A 25,761-nucleotide genomic window follows, 5' to 3' on the forward strand; every position below is an offset into this window, starting at 1 on the left:
ATAAATATAACAATTTTTATCAAACGTTAATTAGTGCAAAATATCTCTATGATTAATTTTTACTTTATACTTTCTGCTTTTTAAAAATCCGGCAAGTTTTTCAGCCGCAAAAACCGATCTGTGTCGCCCTCCCGTACATCCTATTGCTATAGTCAGATAACTCTTGCCTTCCTTAATATATCCAGGAAGAGTTTTCTCTATAAGTTTTGAAAATATGTTAAAAAAAACCTTAAATTCTTTTTGGGTTTCTATATATCTTCTAACGACTTCATCTCTGCCTGTCTTAAGTTTCAATCCGTGTACATAGTTTGGATTTGCTATAAAACGCACATCATAAATTATATTGGCGTCAGTGGGCAACCCGTATTTGTACCCGAAAGAAAGAACTGAAATATTTAAATGCTGTTTTCCGGACCGCTGAATGCCTGCAAGTGCTGAAATTACTTTTTTTAGCTCTCCTATCGTAATATCTGAAGTATCTATAACTTCGTCTGCAACCGCGAGAATTTTGTCCATAATTTTTCTTTCGAGTTTTATTCCTTCAAAAACTGATTTTCCAAGAGGATGCCGACGACGTGTTTCCGAATAGCGTCTGAGCAAAATAGAATCAGAAGCATTAAAAAAAATAACTTTATAACCAATATTTCTCTTTTTAAAAACGGCAAGTAAATCTTTGAAAGATTCAAGAGCTTCTCCGGCACGCGAATCTACGCTTATTACCACATTTTTGTATTTGCCAGAATTTTTAAGACATATATCGGTAAAATCAGCGACCATCTGAACGGGTATATTATCAACGCAGACAAAGCCAAAATCCTCAAAAATTTTGAGAGCCTGACTTTTTCCCGCACCTGACATTCCTGAGATTATATAAAATTTTGTCATAAACTATTTTTATTTATCTCTTTTTGCAGTTTGCCACTCAAATCTTTCATTGTAGAATATCCTTTGTTCTTAAGTCTTTGGTTTAAACTTGCCACTTCGACAAGTCCGGCAAGGTTTCTACCGGGAGCTACTGGAATCGTGATTTCAGGAACTTTTACACCTAAAAATTCAGTGTAATGTTCATCGAGACCCATTCTTTCGTATTTCTTCAGAGGATCCCATTCCTCAAGTTTTATTACAAGCTCTACACGGGATTCATCTAGAATATTTCCTATGCCGAAAAGATCTTTTATATTTACTATTCCTATGCCCCTTACTTCTATAAGATGTTTTACAATTTCAATACTGCTTCCCACTAAAGAGCGTCCGGAACGTTTTCTGATATTTATGACGTCATCGGCGACAAACTTATGCCCTTTTTTTATAAGTTCAAGAGCGCACTCCGATTTGCCTATCGCCGATTTGCCGACAAGCAAAATGCCGAGACAGTAAACATTTGTCATAACTCCATGTATCTTAATTGAAGGTGCAAGTTTCTTGTCTAAATAATAAATTAAATCCCCTATAAATGAAGAAGAACTTAATTTTGTCCTCAAAAGCGAGATGTTCAGGTCGGCAAATATTTTCATCATTGCCTCAGTGGGTTCAAGTCCTCTCGTTAGAATGCAGCATACGGCATTTTCATGAGAAAATATCTTATTTAAAATTTTTGTCTGAGCTTTATAGTCCAAATGTTTTAAATAAGTATACTCGCTTGTTCCTATAATCTGCGTGCGCTCATACGAGAAATGCTCAAAAAATCCAGTAAACCCAAGACCCGGCCTGTTAACATCGGGTACCGTAATTTTTCTGTTAAGTCCGCCGTATCCTGTCAAGAGTTCAAGTTTAAAATCTTTGCTTTTTTCTTTAAGAAGTGTGTCTACGTCCATAAGATTAATAAGTATCCTCTTGTTGTATTATTTTTATGATTTCTTCCGGCGTAACGGCATCTCTTATAGCTTGTCTTAGAAATTTGTTTTTAAAAAGTCTTGAAATTTTTGACAGTGCTTTCAAATGCTGTCCTGTCACTTCAATAGGTCCAACTAGAAGAAAAATTATATGAACCGGTTCTCCATCGAGAGAATTAAATTCTATGCCCTTACGCGAAATACCCAGTACTCCTATCTGTTTTTGCAAAATATTGATTTTGCCATGAGGTATTGCAATCCCCTGTCCGATTCCCGTAGAACCGAGTTTTTCTCTCTCCAAAATGACGTTAGTAATCTCATCTGTTTTTTTAACTTTTTTTGTGTCTTTTAGAATTTCCACAAGCTCAATAATTGCTGATTTTCTATCTGTTGACTTGAGATCTACAATAATTGCGTCTTGACTCAAAAAATCCATAATTTTCATTTTTTCTCCTCTCTCGTATTTACATTTCGTTGGGTTCTAAAAGGACTATTGATCCGCTCTCATTGCGATAAAGGACGTTTATTTTGTCGTTTGAGCTATCTTTAAACATATAAACTCTGTACCCGAAATTATCCATTTCATTGATAGCTTCTTCTGCAGTTACAGGTTTCAGGTCAAAATGTTTTATCTCGGAAATTTTTATTCTTGAATTTTCTACAGTATCATAAGAAAACACTTTTTTAGTGTTGTGTTTTTTATTTTTTAGAACTTTTAAGTTACCTTTTCTATGGAGTTTTGAAATCTCTTTCTGTTTTTTGAGTTGTTTTTCAAGTTTGGCTATTGACATATCTATTGAAACATATAAATCTGAGGATTGTTCTTTTGCTTTAAAAGCAAGTTTACCTATATGAAAAACGACCTCTGTTATATGTCTGTTTTTTTCAATGGACAATATCACATGCACCCATACATCTTCGCTGTCATAAAATTTACCAACTTTTATGATCTTTTTGCGGACATAAAAGTCGATTGAATCGGACAGTTTCAGATGTCTTGCTGTAATATTAATCTGCATTCCTTTCTCCTTTACCGCGTAAGCAAGTACTGTTTTCTTGTCATAAATGTATAAAATTCACTTTAATTATTACAATAATTTTATTCACTTCTGAATTGCACTAATTTGTTGTTTGTCTTTCGGAATCGATTTGTTCTTGTTTGCTCTGTTTTTCATTCTATTGCTTTGATGCTATTGTTGATTTCAATCTTTTAAATGTGGTTGACTACGGCAATCACATCTTAAAGTTGTTGCCTAAATAGAATTTTCTGGTTTTAGAATTTTCGAGTAATTCTTTTGCATTTCCCTCAAACAAAATTTTTCCTTCATGAATTATATAGGCTCTGTCAATAATCTCAAGAGTTTCTCTAACGTTGTGGTCTGTTATAAAAATGCCAAGGTTTTTCTCTTTTAATTTTTTAATGATTTTTTGTATATCATCAACCGTTATTGGATCAATTCCTACAAACGGTTCATCCAAAAGCAAAAATTTAGGATCTGTTATCAAGGATCTTGCAATTTCCAGCCTTCTTTTTTCTCCGCCAGACAGCGTGACGCTTAACTGTTTGCGTAGTTCTACAAGGTTGAAATCCTTAAGTAGCAAATTGATTTTTTCTTTTTGTTCGGCTTTTGAAATGGGAAGCATCTGAGCTATGGATATAAGATTATCTTCAACGGTAAGTTTTCTAAATATTGAAGGTTCCTGAGAAAGATATCCGACTCCGGCTCTTGCTCTTCGGTACATAGTCCAGTTCGTTATTTCCGTATCATCAAGATAAATACTGCCGTCATAAGGTTTTACAAGACCGACCGTCATGTAAAAAGTTGTGGTTTTTCCCGCTCCGTTAGGTCCAAGCAAACCGATGACTTCGCCCTGTTTTATACTTATGCTTACACCATTTACAACCGTTCGATATTTGTACTTTTTAAATAAATCTTTAGTTCTTAATATCATTGTGTTTATCTTCCATTTTAATTTTTCCTGTAACAGAACCGTTCATAATTATTTTTTTATCACCATCAGATCCTTGAAAAACTATCTCGTCCGCTTCATAATATCCTTTATTATCATCGTAAGAAATATCCACTACAGGTCTTTTTTCATATTTTTGGAAAACAGCGTTAAACGTTTTTCCATTAAAAGCGACGTTATCTGAATAAATTGTTCCACCCGTAGCCGTAACTACAACATCATTATAAGCGTTCAAAACTTCTAGGTTTCTGTCAATATAAATTTCTTGTGCATTTAAAGTGAACGGCGGTGACGAATTATTCTGCATAAAGTATTTGGCTGTGGTATTATCTCCCCAGAATTTTCCCTTTTTGTCATTTATGTAGTAATGTGCAAAACTTCCGTGTATTTCAAACTGTCTGCCGTCTTGCATCTTTGACGATAACATAACGTGGTCGAATGCTGAAAGAACAGAGTTTTTTTTGTCGTAAATTATTCTATGAGCTGTTATCGCATTTTGATCACTGACAACTTTTGAATTACCTTTTAAAATCGTAATTTCTCCAGCTTTTCTTACTTCCATTTCATCTCCCGTTATAGTAGTCTTTATGGAAGCACCGTCGGCAAAAGAAATAGCGGTAAATATAAAAATTATAAATAATAAGCCATTTAATTTAATCAATTGAAATCCTTTGATTTTTAATGACCATCTTATTTAATTTTGTGTCAGATCTAAAGCTTGTGCCATATACCTTTTCTCCGGGTCTTATAATCTTAACTGGATTATTGCTATAAATTAATCCTTCTTTTTCGCTGTACATCAAATCCACAGTCTGCAGATGTTCATTATTTGCACTATCTACAGTACACTTGCCATTGCCTTTAATGTCATACGAGGACATATTTATATCAGCGCTTTCGGCAACAAAAGTTGAAAGATAATTGCCTTCATTATAAAACTTTATTACAGGAAATTTTAGATGGGCGACATTTTTACTTTCATCTACAACAGCGGATTCCGCTTTCAAAACCATTTCCAGTTTCCCTTCACGCATTGCCGTTATTGTGAACTTCTCTATCATTTGTTCAGACGTAGGCGGAGTTCCTTCAATATCAACTTTTTCCGTATTACAACCAAAAAGCATGAAAACGGAAAGAATTGTTATAAGCCATATATTGTATCTTTTACAAAAATTCATACCGGTTACCCTTTCTTTTAAAGGACTACAGTCGGGAGCATAAAAAGAGAAATGAACAGGAAAATACAAATGTTATTTTTACTGCTAACTTCACTCTCAAGACTTGAGCTTTGCACTATCTTTTTAGATATTTGTCCCATTTTTTGGAGAAAATAAATGTTCTGTAATAATAAATTCTTGAGAATTCTTGTAAAATATCTCTCAGCATGTATATCTGTCCAAAGATTTTTTCCACTCACCCTTTGCTTTCATAATAAGTTCTATTACTTCTCTTACAATACCTTCGCCGCCGTTAAGAATTGAAACGTAATCGACATATTTTTTTACATCTTCGCAGGCGTTCATAGGGCATACTGAAAGTCTTGCCGCCTTTAATACGGATATATCTATTATATCATCACCAATATATGCCGTTTCAGACACTTTAAGTCCGCTTTCTTTTAATATTTTTTCCAAAGCCACCATTTTATTTATACAGTTTTGAATGAGATAATCAATACTCATATTCTTTGCATGTTTTTCAACTTGAGAGGACTGCCTACCTGTTATCCATGCGGTTTTAATTTTTGGAGATATTTTTGAAAGTTGATTGTATCCTGTTCCATCTTTAACATTCCATATTTTTATCTCTTCGCCATTATTTAATACTATCATTTCGCCATGCGTCAGGATACCGTCGACATCGCAGGCCAAAAGTTTAATGTTCTTTGCCTTTTTTACAATGTCTTTTTTATTTTTCATCGTTTCTCCACCGTTTCTTTACTATCGCTGTACTTAAATCGTGTCTTAATCGCAAAATTTTACCTCATACCGATTTCAAAATAATATCAGCACAATAATACACAAAAAAATATTCTCGGGGGTTCTTGTGTACAGTCTTATGCAGATTTCAATAAAATATTATTTTCGTATTTTTTCCTTTGGGGTTTATATACCGCTATTTTCCCTGATTCTTCAAACTGCGGTTTAACTTTTTTAAGAAATCTTAAATTTTATTTTGTCACTCCGTCTATAACTTTTGTATACCTGAGTATTTGTTTAAAATATTTTAAGTCGACGCTGTTTGATGCGTCGGAAAGAGCTTTATCAGGGTTTTCATGAACTTCCAAAAATAATGCAGCAATTCCTATCGCTGCCGCCGCTTTTGAAAGAGGTAAAATAAATTCTCTGTTTCCTCCACTGCATGTTTTATGATATCCGGGAAGCTGAACGCTGTGCGCCGTATCAAAAATAACCGGATATCCCGTTTGCTTCATTATTTCTAAGCCTCTGAAATCTACAATAAGATTGTGATACCCAAAAGAAGTACCTCTTTCAGTAAGTGCTAAATTTTTATTGCCAAAGTTTTCTACCTTTTTAACAATGTTAAACATATCTTCAGGAGCCAGAAACTGTCCTTTTTTGATGTTAACAGGCTTGCCCGTGATGGCGCATGCTTTTAGTAAATCTGTCTGACGAGATAAAAATGCAGGCACTTGCAGAAAATCTACGGCTTGAGCAGCTTTTGGAACCTGATTTTCATTGTGAACATCCGTAGTAACGACTAAATTTAATTCTTTTTTCACTTTTGTGAGGATATTAAGTCCTTCTTCGACACCAGGTCCTCTGTAGGAACTACATGATGAACGGTTTGCTTTGTCATAAGAAGCTTTAAAAATGAAAGGAATTTTTAATTCAGAAGTTATTTTTTTTAAATTCTCAGCTAATCTTAAAACATGTTTTTCGCTCTCAATAACGCACGGTCCCGCTATGACAACAAACGGTTTATCATTTGCAAGAATAACATTTTTACCGACTTTTATCTGTTTACTTTGCATTGGCAATCCTTACAAATACTTTTCAAGCTCTGAAGCATCTTCGGGTGTATCAACACCTATAGAATTATGTTTTGTGATAACAATTTTTATTTTTTTGCCGTTTTCCAAAATTCTCAACTGCTCAAGGCTTTCAGATTTTTCTAAAGGCGACATTTTATTTTTTGAAAACTCCAGCAGAGATTTTCTCTTGTATCCGTATATTCCTATATGCTTATAATATTTAACTTTTATATTTTCTCTATTGTAAGGTATTGCGAATCTTGAAAAATATAGTGCGTATCCATTTTTATCAAAGACGACTTTAATAGCATTGGGATTCTTTGTAAATTCTTCTTTGATTATCGGGGAAGCGGCAGTTATATATTCAAGAGATTTATCTTTTTTAAGCAAAAGTGCCAATTTATCTATAAGATTGGGTTCTATAAGAGGTTCGTCACACTGTACATTAATAAAAATGCCGTAATCTTTCAAAAATTTTAATGCCGTGAAGGCAATTCTGTCTGTGCCACTTTTACAGGTTTTTGGCGTCATAAAAACATTAAATCCCATCTTTTTTACAGCGTCATAAATACGCTCATCATCGGTTGCAACTGCTATGAAATCAACCTCTTTGCACTTTTTAACCCTCTCCAAAGTAAACTGTATGAGAGGTTTTCCTTTTATTAATGCCAAAGGCTTGCCGGGGAACCGACCTGAACCATATCTTGACGGTATAATTATAGATGTTTTCATTTTTTATAAGAATCCCTTATTGTTTTTTCAAGTTCACGTGGATTTGTCGTTGCTGTTCCAAGTTTTCCGACAACTATTCCTGCAGCAAAATTGGCAATCTCTGCAGCGTTTGCCAATTCTGCTTTTGCAGCCAATGCCAGAGTCATTGTTGATATAACCGTATCTCCAGCACCTGTAACATCATAAACCTCTTTTGCTCTTGTAGGAATATTTTTAATCTTATCGTTGCTTTGAATAAGTGTCATTCCTTTTTCACCGCGTGTAATAAGAACAGAATCAGAATTCAGAGTCTTAAGAATTTTTTTGCCGAGTGACGCTATATCTTCATCAGTTTCTATATTTTTTGCACTCATTCCTATAATTGCTTCTTTTTCATTTGGAGTTATTGCCGTAACTTTTCTATATTTTTTGAAATGCTTTACTTTGGGATCAACCGTAACCGGTATTTTATACTTTCTTGCAAGAGAAATCGTACTTTTGAGAACTTTAGAACTTACAACTCCTTTACCATAATCGGAAATTATCACAGCGCTTACTTTAGGTATCAGTTTCTCTATATTTTCTACGATTTTTAATTCAGTGTGGTGATTAAAAAAACCTTTTACTTCTTTATCTACTCTGGCAACCTGCTGACCTGACGCTATAATCCTCATTTTTATGATTGTCGGTCTTTGCGGATCATAGACCAAGCAATCCGAACTTATTCCTTTTTCTGAAAGCATTTTAACTAAAGATTTCCCGTTAGCATCTTCACCGATTGCACTCACTATAAATGCCTTACCCCCCAAAGCCGTTATATTATTTGCAACATTTGCTGCTCCTCCGAGAGTTTCTGTTTCTTTTGTAACCTCTATGATAGGAACAGGCGCCTCAGGAGAAATTCTTTTTACTTTTCCCCATATGAATTTGTCAATCATCACATCGCCAATAACTAAAACAGTCTGTTTTTTAAATAAAGATATCAATTTCAAAAGTTTCATATTCAGACCGCTATCATAAATAAGATTTATTTTTTTAATAGGAACAGTAGTCTTTAACGGAATCTTCAGACTCTATAAAAGGTTTTCTATAATCCGCATTTCTGAGACTATTCACTTTTACCTGCATAAAGTATTGATATTTTGACACTTTAAATAATCAGGTATTTCAATATATCCTATGTTTTCTTTTTTACTGACAGCTGCAAACATAGATTTTGCACATCATTCCATGTTCTTGATTTTCCCATACCAAGATTAAAAACTTTCATTTTTAACGGACTTTTAAATAAAAAATACTTGAATGGCACCTTTTATTGCAACTTCTGAGTTGTTCATTATCCGCGTAATTCTCACCGTAGGACTTATTGAGTAGTTTTATTGATTCCTTGTTAAAGACCTCATCGCGACTTTAACAAATTATGCTGCGTAATCGCCCTTATGGCATTCGTTCGAACTAAAAAGATGAAGAGTTTTATACCGGTAGCTTTATTAATATGACTGTTATTCAAAAGTCATAAATCAAAACATATGTTTTGAAAAAAAACGTAAATATTTAAATACGACAAGCTTTTTGCTTTTGATGTATTGTTGTCACAATTGCATTTTTCATCTCCGGGCGTTTCAGCAGACAAAGCATAAATGAAAGAAATTACAACTTCAAAAGTCCAAAGAAAAAAGGACTTTAGAATATTTATAATTGTTTTTGTGTAATAGTCTGCGGTGGAAAAAGTTGTAAAACTGTATGCGCTAATAAGATGTACAATAGCTTGGTGTTTGGAATTTGCCTGTTTATTACGGCGTTAAAAAAGTCAGTTTTTTGTGTATAATTGTAAAAATTTTTGCCGGGAAAAATTTTTCGTTTTCTACTGTCATTAAGATAATTAACAACGAAAATGTCTTTCATGTCTTCTTGATTTAATTTCTCAAAAAAACAGTTGCTCATATCGTCTGCTACGCCAGTCAATGCTATCATAAACTTCCCCTTATTTCCAAACGTATATTATATAAAAAGATAATTTTATCTGTCAATTCACACAGACTTTAACGAGAGTACCAATAATTGTTAAAAACTATAGGCTAAACGGCGTAATAGCAGTGTCTTTTATTATGACGTGGTTTTAGTGAAAAAGATTAAAAACAATAAAAGTGGATAGATGTTTTCTGCGGTGTCTTTTTTGGTTATAATATCCCGGTAACGCATAATTGTAGTTTTATAATTATTAAACTCGTATATAAAATCCGAGCCGGGAGAGGAATTTTTTGAGATATTCTAAACTATTTGCTATTATCATATCTTTTTTTAGTTTAAGCACATAATATTTGCCTGCTGTAAATTCTATTGTTTTTAAATAATCATTTGTAAGTTTTGTTATGTCTGCTTTTGAGAAATCAGCTTTTTGAGAAAAATACATATATATATAGCTATTATCCTCAGCTATTCTTTCAATATTAAGTTTTTCAGCAGCAATCCTTAAATTCATTATTTCAAATAACATTTGCGTTTCATCGGGAATTTTCCCAAAACGGTCGAGGAGTTCACTCTTTATTTTTTCTATTGCTTTGATATCCTGTGCATCGGAAAGTTTTCTGTAGAATAAAATTCTTATGTCTTCATCTTCAATGTACTTATGCGGAATTAATGCATTAATTTGTAAATCTATCACAATATTTTTCTTTTCTTGCGCTTCGGACAAATTTCCTTTAACTTTTTTACCCTCTTCTTCAAGAAGCTTTGCAAACATATCATATCCTATATCCCTTATAAAGCCGTGTTGACTCGAGGAAAGTATACTCCCAGCTCCTCTTATTTCCAAGTCTTTAAGGGCAAGGCTGAAACCTGACCCAAGTTCACTAAATTCTTTAATCGCTTCAAGTCTTTTAACAGCTTTATCGTTCAGAGTCTTGTCCTTGTAGAATAAGTAACAATGCGCTTTTTTTCTGTCTCTGCCTATTCTGCCCCTTAACTGATAAAGCTGTGAGAGTCCAAAATTTTCCGCTTCTTCAATTATCATGGTATTAACCGACGGTATATCTAAGCCCGATTCTATTATTGTTGTAGCTAACAAAGCATCCAGTTCCATGTTTGTAAATTTCCACATAATTTCTTCAATATCTTTTGCTTTCATCTGACCATGTACAACACCAAGTTTTATGTCCGGTACAAATTCTTTGATACTTGCGGCTTTTGTAAGAATTGTTTCAATTTTATTGTAAACGTAAAAAATCTGTCCGTCTCTTGAAAGCTCCGCTTCAATAATATTTTTGATGAGTTTTTCGTCATATAATGAAAGGCTTGTTTCTATAGACAATCTACCGGACGGTGGAGTTTCTATTACAGACAAATCTCTGAAACCCGACAATGCCGAGGACAATGTTCTGGGAATAGGTGTTGCTGAAAGCATTAAAATATCAATATTCTTTTTCATTGACTTAATTTTTTCTTTCTGTTTTACGCCAAACCTATGTTCTTCGTCAATTACCAATAAACCCAAATTTTTGAATTTTACATCTTTTTGTAAAAGTCTGTGAGTACCAACTATAATGTCAATCAGTCCATTTTCTAGATTTTGCATTATCTCTTTTTGTTTTGCTTTAGACTGAAATCTGCTGATCACGGCAACTTTTACCGGGAAAAGAGAAAGTCTATTATAAAAAGTATTGTAATGCTGTTGTGCCAAAACAGTAGTGGGCACTAAAACAGCGGTCTGCATACCATCTTGAGCTGCTTTAAATGCAGCGCGTACGGCAACTTCTGTCTTGCCATATCCCACATCGCCACAGACAAGCCTTTCCATTGGATAGGGTTTAAGAAAATCATTTTTTATGTCCTCAATTGCCTTGAGCTGATCAGGTGTTTCTTCATAAGGAAAAGTATTTTCAAGGTCTTTTTCCCATGTTGTTTCCGGACCGAAAGGCTTTCTTTTTATCAGACTTCTTTTAACGTAAAGTTTTAAAAGTTCTTTCGCAAATTCTGCAGCAGCTTTGCGTGCTTTTGATTTTACTTTTTCCCAGTTAAGAGTGTCCATAGAATACAGCTTAGGTTTAACGCCCTCAATACCTATATACTTTTTTACGGCTTTTATTTCTTCTGGCGGGACGTAGAGTTTATCGCCGTTTTTGTATTCTATGCACAAATATTCTGAACTGCTGTTTTCCCTGGAAATGATTTTCAATCCTATATAACGCCCAATTCCATATTTTTCATGAACCACATAATCGCCTGCCGATATTTCCCAGATACCTTCCAAGCGTCTACCGCCTTTTATTTTGGGGAAGCTTACGGGCTTTTTCCTGTACAGCATTTCTCGACTTGAAATACACAGTATTTTGGCATCTTCTAAATAAAATCCCTGTGATAAATTGCCATATAAAAATTCAGGACTTTTATAATTCCAACGGTTTTCATAGAATATATTTAAAATACGTTCGCGTTCGCTGTTGCTTGTACAATAAATTTTTATTGTTGCGCTATTTTCAGCGAAACTTTTAAGTAGATTTAAAAAAAAATTTATGTTGCCTTGAAATCCAGTAAAACTTTTGTACCCTTGACACTGCGACTGAGAATTTAACATATCATTTATGACGAGTTCATACTCATTAAACGATTTTTCCATTTCTTCATCAATCGGGTAATCAAAATAGAGTATAGTATTGCCTTTGCCGTTAAAGTTAAAGTAATCTTTGATTGTTGAATTGCATTCTGAAAGAGTTACAGGCAGTATTTTAACCTCATTGATAAAAACGTTTGAAAGCTGATTCCCCGGATCAAAGACTCTTATGGCTTCGACTGTATCATATTCAAAAAGTATTCTGAAAGGCGTCTCGCTTGCAACAGGCCAAATATCTATGATATCGCCCCTTACCGCAAATTGCAGTTTATCTTCGACAAAACATGTTCTCGTATAACCGAAAGAAGAAAGCGATGTTACTAAATTATTGAAATCGTACTTTTGATTTTGTACGGCAGCAATGCCGATATTATTTTTGGGATCTGATACGGGAGAATTAATTGAAATATTAGTAGCACACACAACGAAACTTTGCAAATTTTTTATTTTATCTATTGTAAAAGTTCTCTGTTGCATATCGTCCGATGGAAGTATGAATATATCAATAGCAGGGTATGAATGACTGGGAGCGGGATGAGAGTCTGAGTTAAAACCATAGCTTTGCCGAATCATTTTCTGGTATTGTGCGTCGAGTGAAGGAAGAGAGTTAAAAAAAGAATGTAAATCGTTATAAAAAGAATTGAGTTCCCCGTCTTTGACAAAAGCAAAAATACGCAAATCTGAAATTTTTCTTATACTGTCGTCGCCGCTTTGTATTTCAGATATGCGTCTAAATAAATAGTGAGCTTTAGCACTGCCGCCAAGTCCTGATAAGTACGTTTTGTTCAAATTATAACCTTTTGTGTCAACTTAAAATGCTTTCATAACTAGCTTCCCGTTTTTAAACTTTTTGTGCTTTCAAATTTTTATTTATCAATATAATGTGTTACTGCACACTAAACAACGCTATATCTCAGCTGTGTTCTTTTAGATATACTTTTATTCTATCATATCTTCAATAGCTTTTTTATAAAAAGGAAAATTTTTACAAAGTGTTTTATTTCTGACTTTAATTTTAGGTAGGGAAACTGCTAGTTTATAAATTCATTAAGTCTTTTAACTAATTTATAAACTGTAGTTGCAGGATTCTTTTTATGATTTGATATGTTATTTTTATGATGTTCATATAATAATCTCTCTGTGGAATTTATTACATCTTTTTTAAAAAAATTCGTATATTGTTTTATCATTTTTCTTATATGTCGTTTTAGAATCATCATCTTTAAAATTTTTATTAAGTTCGTCTTTTTATTGTTTTCTATTTAAGACTGGTATGTAATAGTGATAGTGAAGCATATACCAAATTTCAAAACATTCGTTTAATAATGCGGCAAACATATTAATTTCACCTTTTTCTTTGCTTTCTTCTATTTCTTAATTGCATTATCAAAATCCATGTTCTTATCAAAATTCATCTTTGTCAAAAACACACCAAACTCCACTGTATCTTTCAGGTTTTTCATCGCACTTTTTTATGGTAAATTCAACTAAACTCAGCGTATTTTTTACCAGTATCCCGTATTTCTAATTCAATATCTTCTTTATCTTCATCATTGATAATGCCCTTAAACGATTTAAAATAATTTGATTCTGTTCTTTTTAAAATCGTTTTAGTTTGATAAAATGGCAGAATCATGAATACATAGTTTTTCAAAGACTATGCCTCTCTGAGAATGATAAATAATGGTAAGTTATAAAAAATCTTTTAAAGTATATCTTTTGGAAATGACAGATGGTGATGCAATTAATTGAACTATCAGAACACTTTGTTGCGTTATTTCTGCGAAAAATAGATATCCTGTCTCTCCCCTTCATTTTGACAGTTGAGCCCTTTTCTTCTATCTTCGATTATTCTCTAAATGACTAGAAATAATGATAACTTAGACACCCGATATTTAGAGAATCTAGTTGTTATAGATACTTCAGTTACTCCATTCTCTTGATTATGATACGACAATGACAAAGTCTTTTATTTGCCCTTCATGTCCTCACATTCGAAGAAGAAATAGCAGAACCAATTAGCAGTATAGATTCCTGATAGAATTTCTCGAGAAGGATACTTTGTTTTTTATGCTCATGTCGGCAGAAAATTTTAAAGTCTCTTGAAGTTTTCTTCTGCTAAATATGAGCTGCGGACGTATCTGCCAGAAACGACTTGCTTTATTCCTATTGAAACAGCAAAATCTTCCATCATTTTAAATTCTTTTGGGGTATATTCTTTGATTACGGGGTAATGCTTTTTTGTCGGAGCAAGGTACTGCCCTATTGTAAGAGTATCGATATTTGTATTTTTTATATCTTTAATTGTTTCAAAAACTTGCTTTTCAGTTTCGCCAAGTCCCAACATTATACCTGTTTTAACTTTAAAACCTGAGACTTTTACATATCTTAAAATTTCAAGAGAACGTCTATAGTCAGCTCCTTTTCTTACTTTACTGTATAAAGCGTGGACCGTCTCTAAATTATGTGAAAAAACGTCTGGTTTTGCATTCAAAACAACATCAATGAATTTTGTATTACCTGAAAAATCCGGGACAAGAACTTCGATTTTATTTTCGGGAAGAAGGGCTTTTATTTCATTAATTGTCTTTGCGAAGTGTTCTGCTCCGCCGTCCGGCAGATCATCTCTCGTTACAGAAGTTATAACACTGTATGAAAGTCCGAGCTGTTTAATTGTCTTTGCAATTTTTGACGGTTCGTTTACATCCACAGGTTCAGGATTATATTTCTCTACAGCACAGAAATCGCATTTCCTAGTACAGTATTTACCTAATATCATAAAGGTTGCGGTTCTTCTTCTAAAACATTCTCCTATATTAGGGCATTTCGCACTTCGGCATACTGTATTAAGTCCTTTGAATTCGAAATCTTTTTTTAGCGCCACTATGTCTGAAATAGCAATTTTCTTTTTTTCTTGTTTCATTTTTTTATCAATATATATATTTATTTTTCAGTTCATTTAATTTTCTCTTATTTTTGACAGGGAAAGATTTAACAAAATTTTTCACGGCATACGTTTCAATTTCTCTAACAGTAACATCAGAATATTGCTAAATCTGGAAACCTCATCTTTACCTATCTGCTAAAGGAATTTAAAGATATATTGTAAATATTTTTTCACTGGGGTCAAGAGTAATAATTGAAAACATTACCGATTAAGATTTCCCTTGTTACATGCGTTATAAGTTTTCCTTTAAAAAATTTTTTAATTGAGTATTCCAATTTACATTTAAAACCTTTACTTTTGCAATTTGCCGTTCTGCGATTTCAGACTCTTTTTTTCTCTAGCAAATCAATTTTGTTAAAAACAACATCAAACTTTTTTCTATAATATTTACACTGTGATGGCTGCTGTAATTATGCAATGAAACACTATATACTCTATATAATATGCGTTCTAATTCCGATAATAGCACACCGAATAAGTTCTGCGTAACTGTGCTGATAATAATCTGACGTTGTCTTGTAATATGTGTCTTTTTATAAAAAAACAGAAAACACAGGGTTGAAATCGACGTAAAATCTATTTTCATATCAATGTTTGAAATGCCTCATACCTGTGGCAATCATCGCTATATTTCTCTCATCTGCGGTTTTAATTGATTCATTATCCTTTATTGAACCTCCGGGCTGTACTATTGCCGTAACGCCGATTTTAGCGGATTCTTCAACTACATCAGGGAATGGAAAAAAAGCGTCTGATGCAAGGATAAGCGGGAATTTTTTTTCATCTAATCCGCTTTTAACGCCCTTCATTTTTTCAGCCGCTATCTTTAATGAGTCAATACGACTCATCTGTCCCGCACCTATTCCTACCGTCTGTCTTCCTCTTACGAGAATAATAGCGTTTGATTTAACATGTTTGGAAACTTTCCATGCGAAATCTAAAGATTCGTTCTCCTCTTTTGTCGGACTGCGTTTTGTCATAAGTTTTTTTTCAATCAAAAGCTGATTGTCTCTGTCCTGCGCAAGCATTCCATGAGACATTATTCTATATTCAATAAGGTTTTTTTCTTCTTTATATAGTATTTCTTGTATTAAAATCCTGATATTTTTTTTCTGCGTTAGAATATCCAAAGCATCTTCAGAATAACCTGGAGCTATAATGCACTCAACGAATAATTTGCTTACTTCGGCGGCTGTATCTTTTTCAACAGGCTTGTTAAACGCTATTATGCCGCCAAAAGCACTCACCGGGTCGCAGGCTAAAGCTTTTAAATAGACATCTTTGATATCAGATAACTCATTAGCAAAATCGGTACGAAGCGGATTGCAATTGTAAGGATCAGGCTCCAAAGAGGTTATATCTGTACTTTCCGCACAACCACAAGGATTATTATGTTTGATTATAGCACACGCCGGATTATTAAATTCGCACACCAGTCGCCACGCAGCTTCCAAATCAAGATAGTTGTTGTAAGACAACTCTTTCCCGTGAAGCTTTTTTGCGGATATTACGACAGGTTTGTCCCGTTCTGTGCCGTTAGAATATAACGCTGCTCCCTGATGCGGATTTTCTCCGTATCTTAATTCTGAAAGTTTTTTAAGCGGTATTGCGGCTTCCGAAGGAAATTTTTCATAGGTTAAATAAGTTGAAATTAAGGAATCATAATATGCCGTATGACGAAAAGCTTTTGCCGCCAAAGTGAGTTTTAGTTCTTCTGAGATAGAATTATTTTTCAGGTTTTCAATAACAGTTTTATAGTCATTTACGTCGCATATAACAATAACATCTTTGTAGTTTTTTGCCGCGGCTCTCAAGAGAGCGACTCCGCCGATATCTATATTTTCTATAACGTTCTGATTTATTTTTTTATCTACCGGTTTTGGTATTTCGTTTATTGTTGCTTCAAAAGGGTATAAACTCACAACCACGATATCTATTGTTCCTATTCCGTGACGTTTTAGCTGTTCAATATGGTCGGCTTTATTCTTTACTGCAAGAATTCCGCCGTGGATTTTGGGGTTTAACGTTTTTACTCTGCCGTCTAAAATTTCGGGGAACTCTGTGACTTCAGATATTTCGCGGCATTCAATAGAATTTTCTTTCAAAGTTTTCGCTGTTCCACCGCTAGAAATTATATTCCAACCCAATGTTTTCAATTCCTTTGCAAAATCGATAATTCCTGTTTTGTCTGAAACGCTCAACAATGCTGTTGACATAATGTTCTCCTTATTATTTGATAAAAACATTTTTACATTCTATCTCAAAGTGAACGCGCTCTAAATGCTTTCGTTATATCTTGATAAGAAAAGCCTCTTCTTAATAAGAACGATGCTATTCTTCTCGCTTCATTTTTATCTTTTCCGCTAAATTTTTCAAATTTTGTTTTTAGTATCTTAATAATCTGTTCATAAGGCTCGATATTTGTTTTGATTATTTCCAAAGCTTCGTTTATTAAACTTTCCTCTATACCTTGTTCTTCAAGTTCAGCTCTTATTGCAAATTCTCCTTTTCCTTTTTGCGATAAATAATCCGCACAAATTTTTGCAAATTTTTTGTCGTTAATATAGTTTAGCTCTTTAAGTTTTCTAACAGCTTTTATTGCGTTTTCGGAATCGTAACCTTTCTGGATAAGTTTTGCGCATAGGCTTTTAGCGCTGTAAGATCTTTTTGACACCAAAACCAATGCGTCAGAAGTTGCTCTTTTTAATTTGTCGTAAGATGCAAGCTGTTTATAGTCGTTTTCCGAAATATTGATCCCTGTTCTGATCCCGAATTTAACGATGCTGTCAGCGAAAATTGCCAAGCTTTCGCTATTTTCAAAAAATACTTTGAACATATTTTTTTTAAATTTTATTTTTTCAATTTTTTCAATTCTCATTTTATTATGATGTAGTATTTATCAGATATCGCTTTAACGCAAAACCTTTAAGATTTTACTATCTCGTGTAATTATAAAATTAGTATTTTATCAGTTCATAATCTCTGGTTCCTAATCCCAATTCTTCCGCATATTTTAATTGAGTTGTGGAATCTATTTCAGGATATATTCCTTTAAAGAAATTTTTTCCGAAAGCTTTGTTTACCAAATCATAACTTGCCTGATCTACAGCAACGGGATCTATTCCGGCAACAATTCCGACATCGTCCATAAGAGACTCGTTTTGGGCAAGACCAAAGCAGTCGCAGTATTTGCTTATATGATTTAAAAAGTTTATATACGCACTTTTTTTATCTTTTAGAACTCCTACCGCATATTCAATTATTTTTTCTTGAACTGCAGGAGGATCTTCATTCCATTTTAGTTCAAAAACTTTAAACAGGCAATTTACTATGCACTGTCCGCACCCAACGCATTTTTCGGTGTCCATAACTACTTTTTTGTTTGCAAGCGACAATGCTTCTTGATAACAGTGTTTAACGCATGTCCCGCATCCCATGCAGAGTTTCTGATCTACTGTAGGTTTTGACAAATGGTGCATAGCGTATTTGCCAGCTTTGCTTCCGCAACCCATACCTATGTTTTTCAGCGTTCCACCGAATCCTGTTATCTCGTGACCTTTAAAATGGCTAATAAATATAAGCCTGTCGGCATTGTATATTTCCCGCGCTATGGCAACTGTTTTAAAGTGCTTTAAGTTAACTTCAATATTTTCTTCGGTGTTGCCTATTAATCCGTCTGCAATAATTACGGGACATCCGCATTTTTCAATGGTAAATCCATGTTTATTTGCAATAAGGAGATGGTGATATGCATCAGATCTTTTGCCTACATAAATCGTACTTGCGTCAGTTAAAAATGGATAAGCATTTTTTTCTCGGGTAATTTTCACAACTTGCGAAATATATTCAGGCTTGATATATCCTTTATTACCTTCTTCGCCGAAATGTACTTTTATAGCTATAAAATTTCTCGCTTCTACATAATTAAATATCATTGCAGATTTTAAAAAATTATACAGTTCGTTTCTTCTTTTCCAAGAAAGAAAATATACTCTGCTTGCCATTTTATATGCTCCTCATTTTTAGCTGTACTGTTTCCGTGGATTACAGCCGCCCTTTCCTTCCCGCCGTTAAATTGCGATCCCTCCGCATTACAATGGTAGAAAAGAATAGACAGAGTCAGAGGAGATAGCAAAACACAGTGATTATTTTCCGTATTTACGAAGCTGTTTTATTGTAATTTCAAAATCTTTAGGCAACTGTGCTTCAAAAGTTTTTTCGTCTTCATTGCCCGGCAACGTTAAAGTTAAAGTCGCAGCGTGAAGCGTAAGTCTTGAAATAAGCGGTTTTTCACTTCTACCGCTTTTTATTTTATAGTTGCGCTTGAGTAACGATAGGAATATTGGATCTGAGGTACCGTATTCATCGTCTATTGCAAGCGGATGCCCGAGACTCCAAAAATGTATTCTTATCTGATGTCTTCTACCGGTAAGAGGCAGAGCATTGACTAAAGTGTAGCTCTTGAAATTCTCTAAAACTTTAAAATTAGTTATAGATTCTTTCCCATTTATATCAATACGTACATCTCTTCCGGAAATAAGAATGGGCTTATTTATCGTCCCTTCGCCTTCTTCTAAAACTCCTGACAATAGAGCAATGTATTTTTTGCGGACTTTTGAGTTTTCAAATTGTATGCTTATGTTTCTGTGGGCTTCCGGGTTTTTTGCAAACACCAGAACTCCCGTGGTATCGCGGTCGATTCTATGAACCACCCATATTTTTTGCTTTAATCGGTTTTTTAGTATTCCGACAAGCGTTTCATTTTCACGATTATGTTGGTCTGGAATAACAAGCATATCGGACGGTTTATTTACAACTAAAATGTTCTCATCTTGATAAATTATTCCAATTTGCTGTTTCATTTTCTGCACCTTGTAGTCGTTGCAAAATTGCGCAGTTAAAAGAATCTGAATTTTTAACTAATATAGATTGCTTCTTTAGAATTTTGCATTTCCTGACAACTATAGGTAAATTCTGACGTTTATTTTCCGATTAATGTATCAAATTCTGTTTCATCAATAATTTTTATATTTAATTCTTTTGCTTTTTTGAGCTTTGATCCTGTATTTGCTCCAGCGAGAATATAATCTGTTTTTTTACTTACAGAAGAATTAACTTTTCCTCCGAGTGACTTTATAACTCCGCTTGCCTGTTCTCTTGTGCGGTTTTTGAGTTCTCCGGTTAAAACAAATACTTTGCCGTCGAGCTGCGTACCGGATTGCTCTGTTTCAGGTTCAAGCATATTTATGCCGGCATCAATCAGATTATCTATTACTTTCCGCACAGTTTTATTCTCAAAAAATTCTTTTAAGGACAATGCTAGAACGTCGCCGATTTCAGGAATTCTCGTAAAGTCCTCAATGCTCGCGTTAAACAGGGCATCCATATTTTTAAATCTCTTTGCAACAATCTCGGAAATTTTTCCCCCGATGTGGCGTATTCCTAAAGCAAACAACAGCTTACTCAAAGGTTGTTTTTTGCTTGCTGTAATTGCTTTCATCAAGTTATTGGTTTTCTTTTCTTTAAATAAGTTAAGCTCGATAAAGTCATCGTATTTTAAATGGAATATGTCGGCGAGAATCTGCAATTTTTTTTTATTGAGAAGCTGGTCTATTATTGCTTCGCCAAATCCGTCAATATCCATGGCATTTCTACTTACAAAATGTATTATATGTCTTCTAAACTGTGCCGGACACTCGGGATTAATACATCTGTATGCAACTTCGTATTCATTTTCTTTGACGATATTGCTGTTGCACGACGGGCAATAACGCGGAGGCTTAAAAACCCCCTTGCTCCTTTTTTTTGCGACTTTAACTATTTTAGGAATAACATCACCTGCACGCTCTATTAAAACAGTGTCGCCTTCGTTTGCGTTAAGACGCTCAATTTCTTCAAAATTATGCAATGTGGCGTGCGATATTTTAACACCCGCAAGCATAACAGGCTCTAAAATTGCCGACGGTGTTATTATTCCAGTGCGTCCTACCTGTATACGAATTTTACTTAACCTTGTCGTTGCCTGTTTTGCAGGGAACTTAAATGCTATAGCCCACCTTGGACTTTTATTTGTATATCCCAATTCCTTTTGCAGTTGTAAACTGTTCACTTTAATTACAATCCCGTCAATTTCATAATGCAGCAGATCTCTCTTGTCTATCATAATATCTATGAAATCCGTTATTTCTTTCAGAGAATGGCATATTTTGAAATTATCCTGTAATTGAAATCCACATTCTCGGCAGTACTGCAGAAAATCCGACTGATTTTCAAATTGCTTTTCGTCTATTTTTCCGAAAGAGTGTACAAAGAAGCGGAGTTTTCTTTCGGTCGTGACCTGTGGATTTTTTTGTCTTAAAGAACCTGCTGCTGCATTTCTAGGATTGGCAAATTTTTGTCCACATGACACAAGTATTTCTTTATTTAGTTTTTCAAAATCCAACTTATCTATGTAAACTTCACCACGCAATTCAAAGAGATGCGGAGGATTGTATGTTTCAAGTTTATGTGGAACATTTTTTATCGTTTTTATATTTTCCGTTATATCTTCGCCAGTTTCTCCGTCACCGCGAGTTGCGCCTGTGATTAAAATACCGTTTATATAAGTTAAACTTGCGCTCACCCCGTCAACTTTCGGCTCGATTGTAAATTCTATGTTTTTGTTGTCAAGATTTTTTTTGATTCTTTCATACCATTTTGCAGTTTCTTCCTGCGAATAAGTATTATCTAATGAAAGCATCGGAGAGGAATGTTTCACCTGCTCAAAAGATGATGAAGCAAAACCTGATACTTTTTGTGTCGGAGAATTCGACGAAGCAAAAAGAGGATTTTCTCTTTCGATTCGTTCAAGTTCTTTTACAAGACTGTCATATTCGCTGTCGGATATTTCGGGATTGTTCTTTTCATAATAAAGACTGTTATGCCGTAGCAGCTCTTTCCTTAAATAATCGATACGGCTTTGGATATTTTCCATAATCGTTGATATCACCCACCGAACAGACCGGGTTTGTTCGGAATGTCAGCAAACAACTTTTTTTACTTTGGATTTCTCTGCGTTCTTATGATTTTAAGTTTATCTAAAATACCATTGACAAACTTACTTGAGTCCTTTGTAGAATATTTTTTAGAAATTTCTACAGCTTCGTCTATTACAACTTTAATTGGAGTATCCGGAGTAGTCATGATTTCATAAGTTGCAAGTCGTATAATATTACGGTCAATAACTGCCATTCTTTCAAGTTCCCAGTTTTTCGCGTATTGCCTAATTATAGAATCTATATCTTCCTTATTCTTACAAACTCCCTTAAACAAATTTATTGTAAACGTTCTATAAGCTTCGCCTTTTGGGAAACACTCTATAAAAGAATCATATATGCTTTCAATCGGAGCATTACAGTTATCTACCACATAAAGCATCTGTAAAGAACATTCTCTCGCTTCTCTCCGGCTACCCATAGGTTCACCTATTACTTTTTAGTTAAAAAATTCTATAAAAATTAAAGCACGGTTTCAATGACCGAGTTGTCCGCAGGCGGCATTAATATCTGTCCCTTTTGCCTGTCTTATATTAACTGTAATGCCGTTAAGTTTCAAGATATTTTTAAATTTTTGGATTGATTCCTGATGCGGCGTTTGGAATTGTGCATCGGTTATAGGATTAAAAGGTATTAAGTTTACCTGAACGTCAGGGTTTAGAAGATTGTGCTGTTTTAACAGCCTTGCGAGCTTGTGTGCATCTGCTGCGGAGTTGTTAATTCCCTTTATAAGAACATATTCTATTGTAAGGCGTGAATTTGTTTTTTTAAGATAATACTTTCCCGTATTTAATATATCTTTAATACTAAAACCAAAATTATTCGGAATTAACTTTTTTCTTTGTTTTTCATCAACAGCATGTATGGAAATGGCAAGTCGAATGCCGGAATTACCATCTGCAAGTCTTTTTATTAACGGAACAATGCCTACGCTTGAAACCGTTATATGTCTTTTACCTATACCAAATTCTTTGTTTGATAAGAGTGAATCCAAAACAGAAGTGATATTATTAAAATTAAGCATAGGCTCGCCCATACCCATAAATAAGACTCCCGAAACTTTTTCTTTGGTATCGTTTTCAATCTGTAGAATCTGCTCTATTATCTCTCCTCTGCTTAAGTTTCTTGTAAATTTGACTTTTCCAGATGAACAAAAAGCACACATTACGGGACAACCTATCTGTGATGAAATACATACTGAATTTTTATCTTTTGCAGGAAGAAAAACAGCAAAAAAATATTTTTTATCCGCCGTCTGGAAAGTATATCTAGTTGTACCGTCGATTACAGATTTTTCTTTTTTTACTGTCTTTAATATCCTTAAGAAAAACCTTTCGCTGAGTTGTTCTCTCAATTCTTTTGGAAGATTTGTAAAATATTCAAAAGAAATAGCTCTTTTTACGTAAACCCATTCAATAATTTGATTTATTCTGTAATCTTGTCCAATTATAGACTTTACAGCTGTTTTCAACTGTGCGCTAGTCATGTCTAATATGTATTTTCTGCGATTTTGTTTTGACGGTTGCATACAGTTTATCATTTTATCTTTCCCTTCTAGCTTTATTCATCCTTCCTTTCCTGCAGAGCGAGGGAAAAGGGCAGAGGGATGGTAACTAATATGCAATTATTTTTTATTGTGATTGAAAATTCTTATTAGATTTTTTGTTGAATTATCATGTTTATTATCAGCTTGTCCTTTAAGTTCCGGCAGAATAACATTTGCTAAAACTTTTCCGAGTTCAACACCCCACTGGTCAAAACTGTTTATGCGCCATATAATTCCTTGAACAAATATTTTATGTTCGTATAAAGCAATTAAAGCTCCGAGTGTTTTAGGCGTAAGTTCATCAATTAATATACTGTTTGTAGGTTTATTGCCTTCAAATATTTTGTGCGGAGTTAGGATTTCTATATCCGCAAGAGAAATACCCGCTTTTTTTAGGTTTTCGATAACTTCGTCTTTGGTGAGTCCAAAAGCCAAAGCTTCTGTCTGAGCAAAATAGTTTGCCATAAGTTTTTCGTGATGATCTCCAACTTTTTTAGGCGGATTTACAAAACCTATAAAATCGCAGGGAATAAATTTTGTTCCCTGATGAACAAGCTGATAAAAAGAATGCTGACCGTTTGTACCCGGTTCGCCCCAAATTATCGGTCCAGTTTCATAATCGACTCTATTTCCTTCAAAGTTTATAGTTTTGCCGTTGCTTTCCATGTCCCCCTGTTGCAAGTATGCGGGAAACCTATGCAAATATTGACTATAAGGTAAAACTGCATGGCTTGAAGCTCCAAAAAAGTTATTATACCAAAACCCCAAAACAGCCATAATCACGGGTATATTTTTTTCGTAAGGAGTGTTTAAAAAATGCTGATCTATGTAGTGAGCGCCCTCTAAAAGTTCAAGAAATTTATCAAAACCTATATAACAGGCAATAGGTAACCCTATTGCAGACCACAGCGAATATCTGCCGCCGACAAAATCCCAAAATTCAAACATATTTTTTTCGTCAATACCGAATTCCTTGACTTTTTTTACATTTGTGGAAAGCGCGACAAAATGGTTTGCGACAGCTTTATCGCCAAGCTTACCGGTAAGCCAACCTCTTGCCGTTAAAGCGTTTGTAATTGTTTCAAGAGTTGTAAAAGTTTTTGAAGCAACTATAAAAAGAGTAGTTTCTGGGTTTAATTTTTTTAAAACTTCGTGTATATCCGCACCGTCGATGTTAGAAACAAAATAAACGTTTGGTCCGTCGGCATAGTATTTTAACGCTTCGCAGACCATTTTAGGTCCTAAGTCTGATCCACCTATACCGATGTTCACAACATCTGTAATTTTTTTGCCTGTTGCACCGCGCCATTTTCCGCCTCTTAAATCGTTACTAAATCTCTCCATTTTCTCGAGAACCGCATTAATTTCAGGCATAACGTCTTTCCCGTCAACACAAACAGGCGTATTACTTCTGTTTCTCAAAGCTGTATGCAGAACAGCTCTTTTTTCAGTCCAGTTTATCTTTTCTCCAGAGAACATCTTTTTTGCATATTCGTTTACTCTTGCAGCTTTTACAAATTCTATCAAAAGCTTGAAAGTCTCTGAATTTATAATATTTTTTGAATAATCAAAAGTTATGCCTAAATTGTTATCGCGTATAGAAAACTTATTAAATCTATTTTCGTCTTTAAACAAATCTCTCAAATGAAGTTTTTTAGTTTCTTTATAGTTTTTTTCAAGGCTTCGCCACTGCGGCGTATTTTTAAGTTCAAATTTACTCATATGCTTCTCCTTATATACAGAAAATCCTAAAGTAGAAAATAAAAAAATTAAACAAATGCTGATAATTAAAGATTTAAAGTATATACGCACCTATTCATCCTTGTTGTTTATTGTTTAGTATATTTTAAACCTCTCGGCAAAATCCACATTTATGTTTTAAATACTACAATGTCTGCAGAATAAAATATACTTTTGAGATATTTAGTTAATTTACATTTTATTTTTACATTATAAACGCAAAAAGTCAATAACCTATATTTGACTATATACATTGGCAAAATTTTAAAATTCTGGGACATAAACAACTTTAAACTTTAAGACGACAGTCTAACTCCTAAATCCGTAGTTACATCTTTAGCTGAGTCTTATAATTTACATACTGCTATAGGACTTT

At 34.0% G+C, this 25,761-nt stretch carries 22 protein-coding genes; all 22 read right to left on the bottom strand.

Annotated elements, in window-relative coordinates; all coding sequences use genetic code 11:
- Positions 1–30: 30 nt before the first annotated feature.
- Positions 31–885 (bottom strand): RNase adapter RapZ, encoded by an 855-nt coding sequence (gene rapZ, locus LE179_RS03145; RefSeq protein WP_374128917.1) that lies wholly within the window; start codon positions 883–885, stop codon positions 31–33.
- Positions 882–1,814: an HPr(Ser) kinase/phosphatase gene (gene hprK / locus LE179_RS03150; RefSeq protein WP_374128918.1), complete on the bottom strand. Its 933-nt coding sequence runs from the start codon at positions 1,812–1,814 to the stop codon at positions 882–884. Before hprK ends, rapZ begins: the two co-directional genes overlap by 4 nt.
- 4 nt (positions 1,815–1,818) lie before the next feature.
- Positions 1,819–2,277 carry a PTS sugar transporter subunit IIA gene (locus tag LE179_RS03155; protein ID WP_374128919.1) on the bottom strand — a complete coding sequence of 153 codons (459 nt, stop codon included), beginning with the start codon at positions 2,275–2,277 and terminating at the stop codon, positions 1,819–1,821.
- Between the two features lie 19 nt (positions 2,278–2,296).
- Positions 2,297–2,851, bottom strand: coding sequence for a ribosome hibernation-promoting factor, HPF/YfiA family (gene hpf / locus LE179_RS03160; RefSeq protein WP_374128920.1), 555 nt, complete (start codon positions 2,849–2,851; stop codon positions 2,297–2,299).
- Positions 2,852–3,065: 214 nt separating this feature from the next.
- Positions 3,066–3,785 carry an LPS export ABC transporter ATP-binding protein gene (gene lptB, locus LE179_RS03165; protein WP_374128921.1) on the bottom strand — a complete coding sequence of 240 codons (720 nt, stop codon included), beginning with the start codon at positions 3,783–3,785 and terminating at the stop codon, positions 3,066–3,068.
- A complete protein-coding gene (locus LE179_RS03170; RefSeq protein WP_374128922.1) occupies positions 3,769–4,464 on the bottom strand; it encodes a hypothetical protein in 696 nt (231 codons plus the stop codon). The genes lptB and LE179_RS03170 overlap by 17 nt, the downstream gene beginning before the upstream one ends.
- Positions 4,457–4,981 (bottom strand): LPS export ABC transporter periplasmic protein LptC, encoded by a 525-nt coding sequence (gene lptC, locus LE179_RS03175; RefSeq protein WP_374128923.1) that lies wholly within the window; start codon positions 4,979–4,981, stop codon positions 4,457–4,459. Before lptC ends, LE179_RS03170 begins: the two co-directional genes overlap by 8 nt.
- A gap of 201 nt (positions 4,982–5,182) precedes the next feature.
- The gene (locus tag LE179_RS03180; protein ID WP_374128924.1) at positions 5,183–5,722 is read right to left on the bottom strand and encodes a KdsC family phosphatase; all 540 of its coding nucleotides are present in this window, start codon (positions 5,720–5,722) and stop codon (positions 5,183–5,185) included.
- Between the two features lie 251 nt (positions 5,723–5,973).
- The gene (gene kdsA, locus LE179_RS03185; protein ID WP_374128925.1) at positions 5,974–6,798 is read right to left on the bottom strand and encodes a 3-deoxy-8-phosphooctulonate synthase; all 825 of its coding nucleotides are present in this window, start codon (positions 6,796–6,798) and stop codon (positions 5,974–5,976) included.
- 9 nt (positions 6,799–6,807) lie between these two features.
- The gene (gene kdsB / locus LE179_RS03190; protein WP_374128926.1) at positions 6,808–7,530 is read right to left on the bottom strand and encodes a 3-deoxy-manno-octulosonate cytidylyltransferase; all 723 of its coding nucleotides are present in this window, start codon (positions 7,528–7,530) and stop codon (positions 6,808–6,810) included.
- The gene (gene rfaE1 / locus LE179_RS03195) at positions 7,527–8,510 is read right to left on the bottom strand and encodes a D-glycero-beta-D-manno-heptose-7-phosphate kinase (RefSeq protein WP_374128927.1); all 984 of its coding nucleotides are present in this window, start codon (positions 8,508–8,510) and stop codon (positions 7,527–7,529) included. Before rfaE1 ends, kdsB begins: the two co-directional genes overlap by 4 nt.
- A 1,220-nt stretch (positions 8,511–9,730) precedes the next feature.
- A complete protein-coding gene (gene mfd, locus LE179_RS03200) occupies positions 9,731–12,907 on the bottom strand; it encodes a transcription-repair coupling factor (protein WP_374128928.1) in 3,177 nt (1,058 codons plus the stop codon).
- Positions 12,908–13,601: 694 nt separating this feature from the next.
- A complete protein-coding gene (locus tag LE179_RS03205) occupies positions 13,602–13,772 on the bottom strand; it encodes a hypothetical protein (RefSeq protein ID WP_374128929.1) in 171 nt (56 codons plus the stop codon).
- Positions 13,773–14,210: 438 nt separating this feature from the next.
- The gene (gene lipA, locus LE179_RS03210; protein ID WP_374128930.1) at positions 14,211–15,041 is read right to left on the bottom strand and encodes a lipoyl synthase; all 831 of its coding nucleotides are present in this window, start codon (positions 15,039–15,041) and stop codon (positions 14,211–14,213) included.
- A 611-nt stretch (positions 15,042–15,652) separates the two neighbouring features.
- Positions 15,653–17,281 carry a bifunctional phosphoribosylaminoimidazolecarboxamide formyltransferase/IMP cyclohydrolase gene (purH, locus tag LE179_RS03215; RefSeq protein WP_374128931.1) on the bottom strand — a complete coding sequence of 543 codons (1,629 nt, stop codon included), beginning with the start codon at positions 17,279–17,281 and terminating at the stop codon, positions 15,653–15,655.
- A 44-nt stretch (positions 17,282–17,325) separates the two neighbouring features.
- Positions 17,326–17,943, bottom strand: coding sequence for a regulatory protein RecX (locus tag LE179_RS03220; RefSeq protein WP_374128932.1), 618 nt, complete (start codon positions 17,941–17,943; stop codon positions 17,326–17,328).
- Positions 17,944–18,022: 79 nt separating this feature from the next.
- Positions 18,023–19,069: a DUF362 domain-containing protein gene (locus LE179_RS03225; protein WP_374128933.1), complete on the bottom strand. Its 1,047-nt coding sequence runs from the start codon at positions 19,067–19,069 to the stop codon at positions 18,023–18,025.
- A gap of 141 nt (positions 19,070–19,210) precedes the next feature.
- Positions 19,211–19,936, bottom strand: coding sequence for an RluA family pseudouridine synthase (locus tag LE179_RS03230; RefSeq protein WP_374128934.1), 726 nt, complete (start codon positions 19,934–19,936; stop codon positions 19,211–19,213).
- Positions 19,937–20,046: 110 nt separating this feature from the next.
- Positions 20,047–22,038 (bottom strand): NAD-dependent DNA ligase LigA, encoded by a 1,992-nt coding sequence (gene ligA, locus LE179_RS03235; protein ID WP_374128935.1) that lies wholly within the window; start codon positions 22,036–22,038, stop codon positions 20,047–20,049.
- Between the two features lie 62 nt (positions 22,039–22,100).
- Complete coding sequence (nusB, locus tag LE179_RS03240; RefSeq protein WP_374128936.1) at positions 22,101–22,520, bottom strand: transcription antitermination factor NusB; 420 nt, start codon at positions 22,518–22,520, stop codon at positions 22,101–22,103.
- Positions 22,521–22,574: 54 nt separating this feature from the next.
- Positions 22,575–23,639: a 23S rRNA (adenine(2503)-C(2))-methyltransferase RlmN gene (rlmN, locus tag LE179_RS03245; protein WP_374128937.1), complete on the bottom strand. Its 1,065-nt coding sequence runs from the start codon at positions 23,637–23,639 to the stop codon at positions 22,575–22,577.
- Positions 23,640–23,723: 84 nt separating this feature from the next.
- Entirely contained in the window at positions 23,724–25,367 is a 1,644-nt protein-coding gene (gene pgi / locus LE179_RS03250; RefSeq protein WP_374128938.1) for a glucose-6-phosphate isomerase, read from the bottom strand.
- Positions 25,368–25,761 lie beyond the last annotated feature (394 nt).

This window comes from Candidatus Endomicrobiellum agilis (assembly GCF_020328115.1).
Classification (GTDB): Bacteria; Elusimicrobiota; Endomicrobiia; order Endomicrobiales; family Endomicrobiaceae; genus Endomicrobiellum; species Endomicrobiellum agilis.

Bases quoted from the DNA above. Each gene is read 5' to 3' on its own strand.
- lipA (WP_374128930.1), bottom strand. From the start codon at position 15,041: ATGAAACAAGAAAAAAAGAAAATTGCTATTTCAGACATAGTGGCGCTA.
- pgi (WP_374128938.1), bottom strand. From the start codon at position 25,367: ATGAGTAAATTTGAACTTAAAAATACGCCGCAGTGGCGAAGCCTTGAA.
- rapZ (WP_374128917.1), bottom strand. From the start codon at position 885: ATGACAAAATTTTATATAATCTCAGGAATGTCAGGTGCGGGAAAAAGT.
- purH (WP_374128931.1), bottom strand. From the start codon at position 17,281: ATGTCAACAGCATTGTTGAGCGTTTCAGACAAAACAGGAATTATCGAT.
- LE179_RS03220 (WP_374128932.1), bottom strand. From the start codon at position 17,943: ATGAGAATTGAAAAAATTGAAAAAATAAAATTTAAAAAAAATATGTTC.
- LE179_RS03155 (WP_374128919.1), bottom strand. From the start codon at position 2,277: ATGAAAATTATGGATTTTTTGAGTCAAGACGCAATTATTGTAGATCTC.
- rlmN (WP_374128937.1), bottom strand. From the start codon at position 23,639: ATGATAAACTGTATGCAACCGTCAAAACAAAATCGCAGAAAATACATA.
- LE179_RS03225 (WP_374128933.1), bottom strand. From the start codon at position 19,069: ATGGCAAGCAGAGTATATTTTCTTTCTTGGAAAAGAAGAAACGAACTG.
- ligA (WP_374128935.1), bottom strand. From the start codon at position 22,038: ATGGAAAATATCCAAAGCCGTATCGATTATTTAAGGAAAGAGCTGCTA.
- nusB (WP_374128936.1), bottom strand. From the start codon at position 22,520: ATGGGTAGCCGGAGAGAAGCGAGAGAATGTTCTTTACAGATGCTTTAT.
- hprK (WP_374128918.1), bottom strand. From the start codon at position 1,814: ATGGACGTAGACACACTTCTTAAAGAAAAAAGCAAAGATTTTAAACTT.
- kdsB (WP_374128926.1), bottom strand. From the start codon at position 7,530: ATGAAAACATCTATAATTATACCGTCAAGATATGGTTCAGGTCGGTTC.
- LE179_RS03180 (WP_374128924.1), bottom strand. From the start codon at position 5,722: ATGAAAAATAAAAAAGACATTGTAAAAAAGGCAAAGAACATTAAACTT.
- lptB (WP_374128921.1), bottom strand. From the start codon at position 3,785: ATGATATTAAGAACTAAAGATTTATTTAAAAAGTACAAATATCGAACG.
- kdsA (WP_374128925.1), bottom strand. From the start codon at position 6,798: ATGCAAAGTAAACAGATAAAAGTCGGTAAAAATGTTATTCTTGCAAAT.
- rfaE1 (WP_374128927.1), bottom strand. From the start codon at position 8,510: ATGAAACTTTTGAAATTGATATCTTTATTTAAAAAACAGACTGTTTTA.
- lptC (WP_374128923.1), bottom strand. From the start codon at position 4,981: ATGAATTTTTGTAAAAGATACAATATATGGCTTATAACAATTCTTTCC.
- hpf (WP_374128920.1), bottom strand. From the start codon at position 2,851: ATGCAGATTAATATTACAGCAAGACATCTGAAACTGTCCGATTCAATC.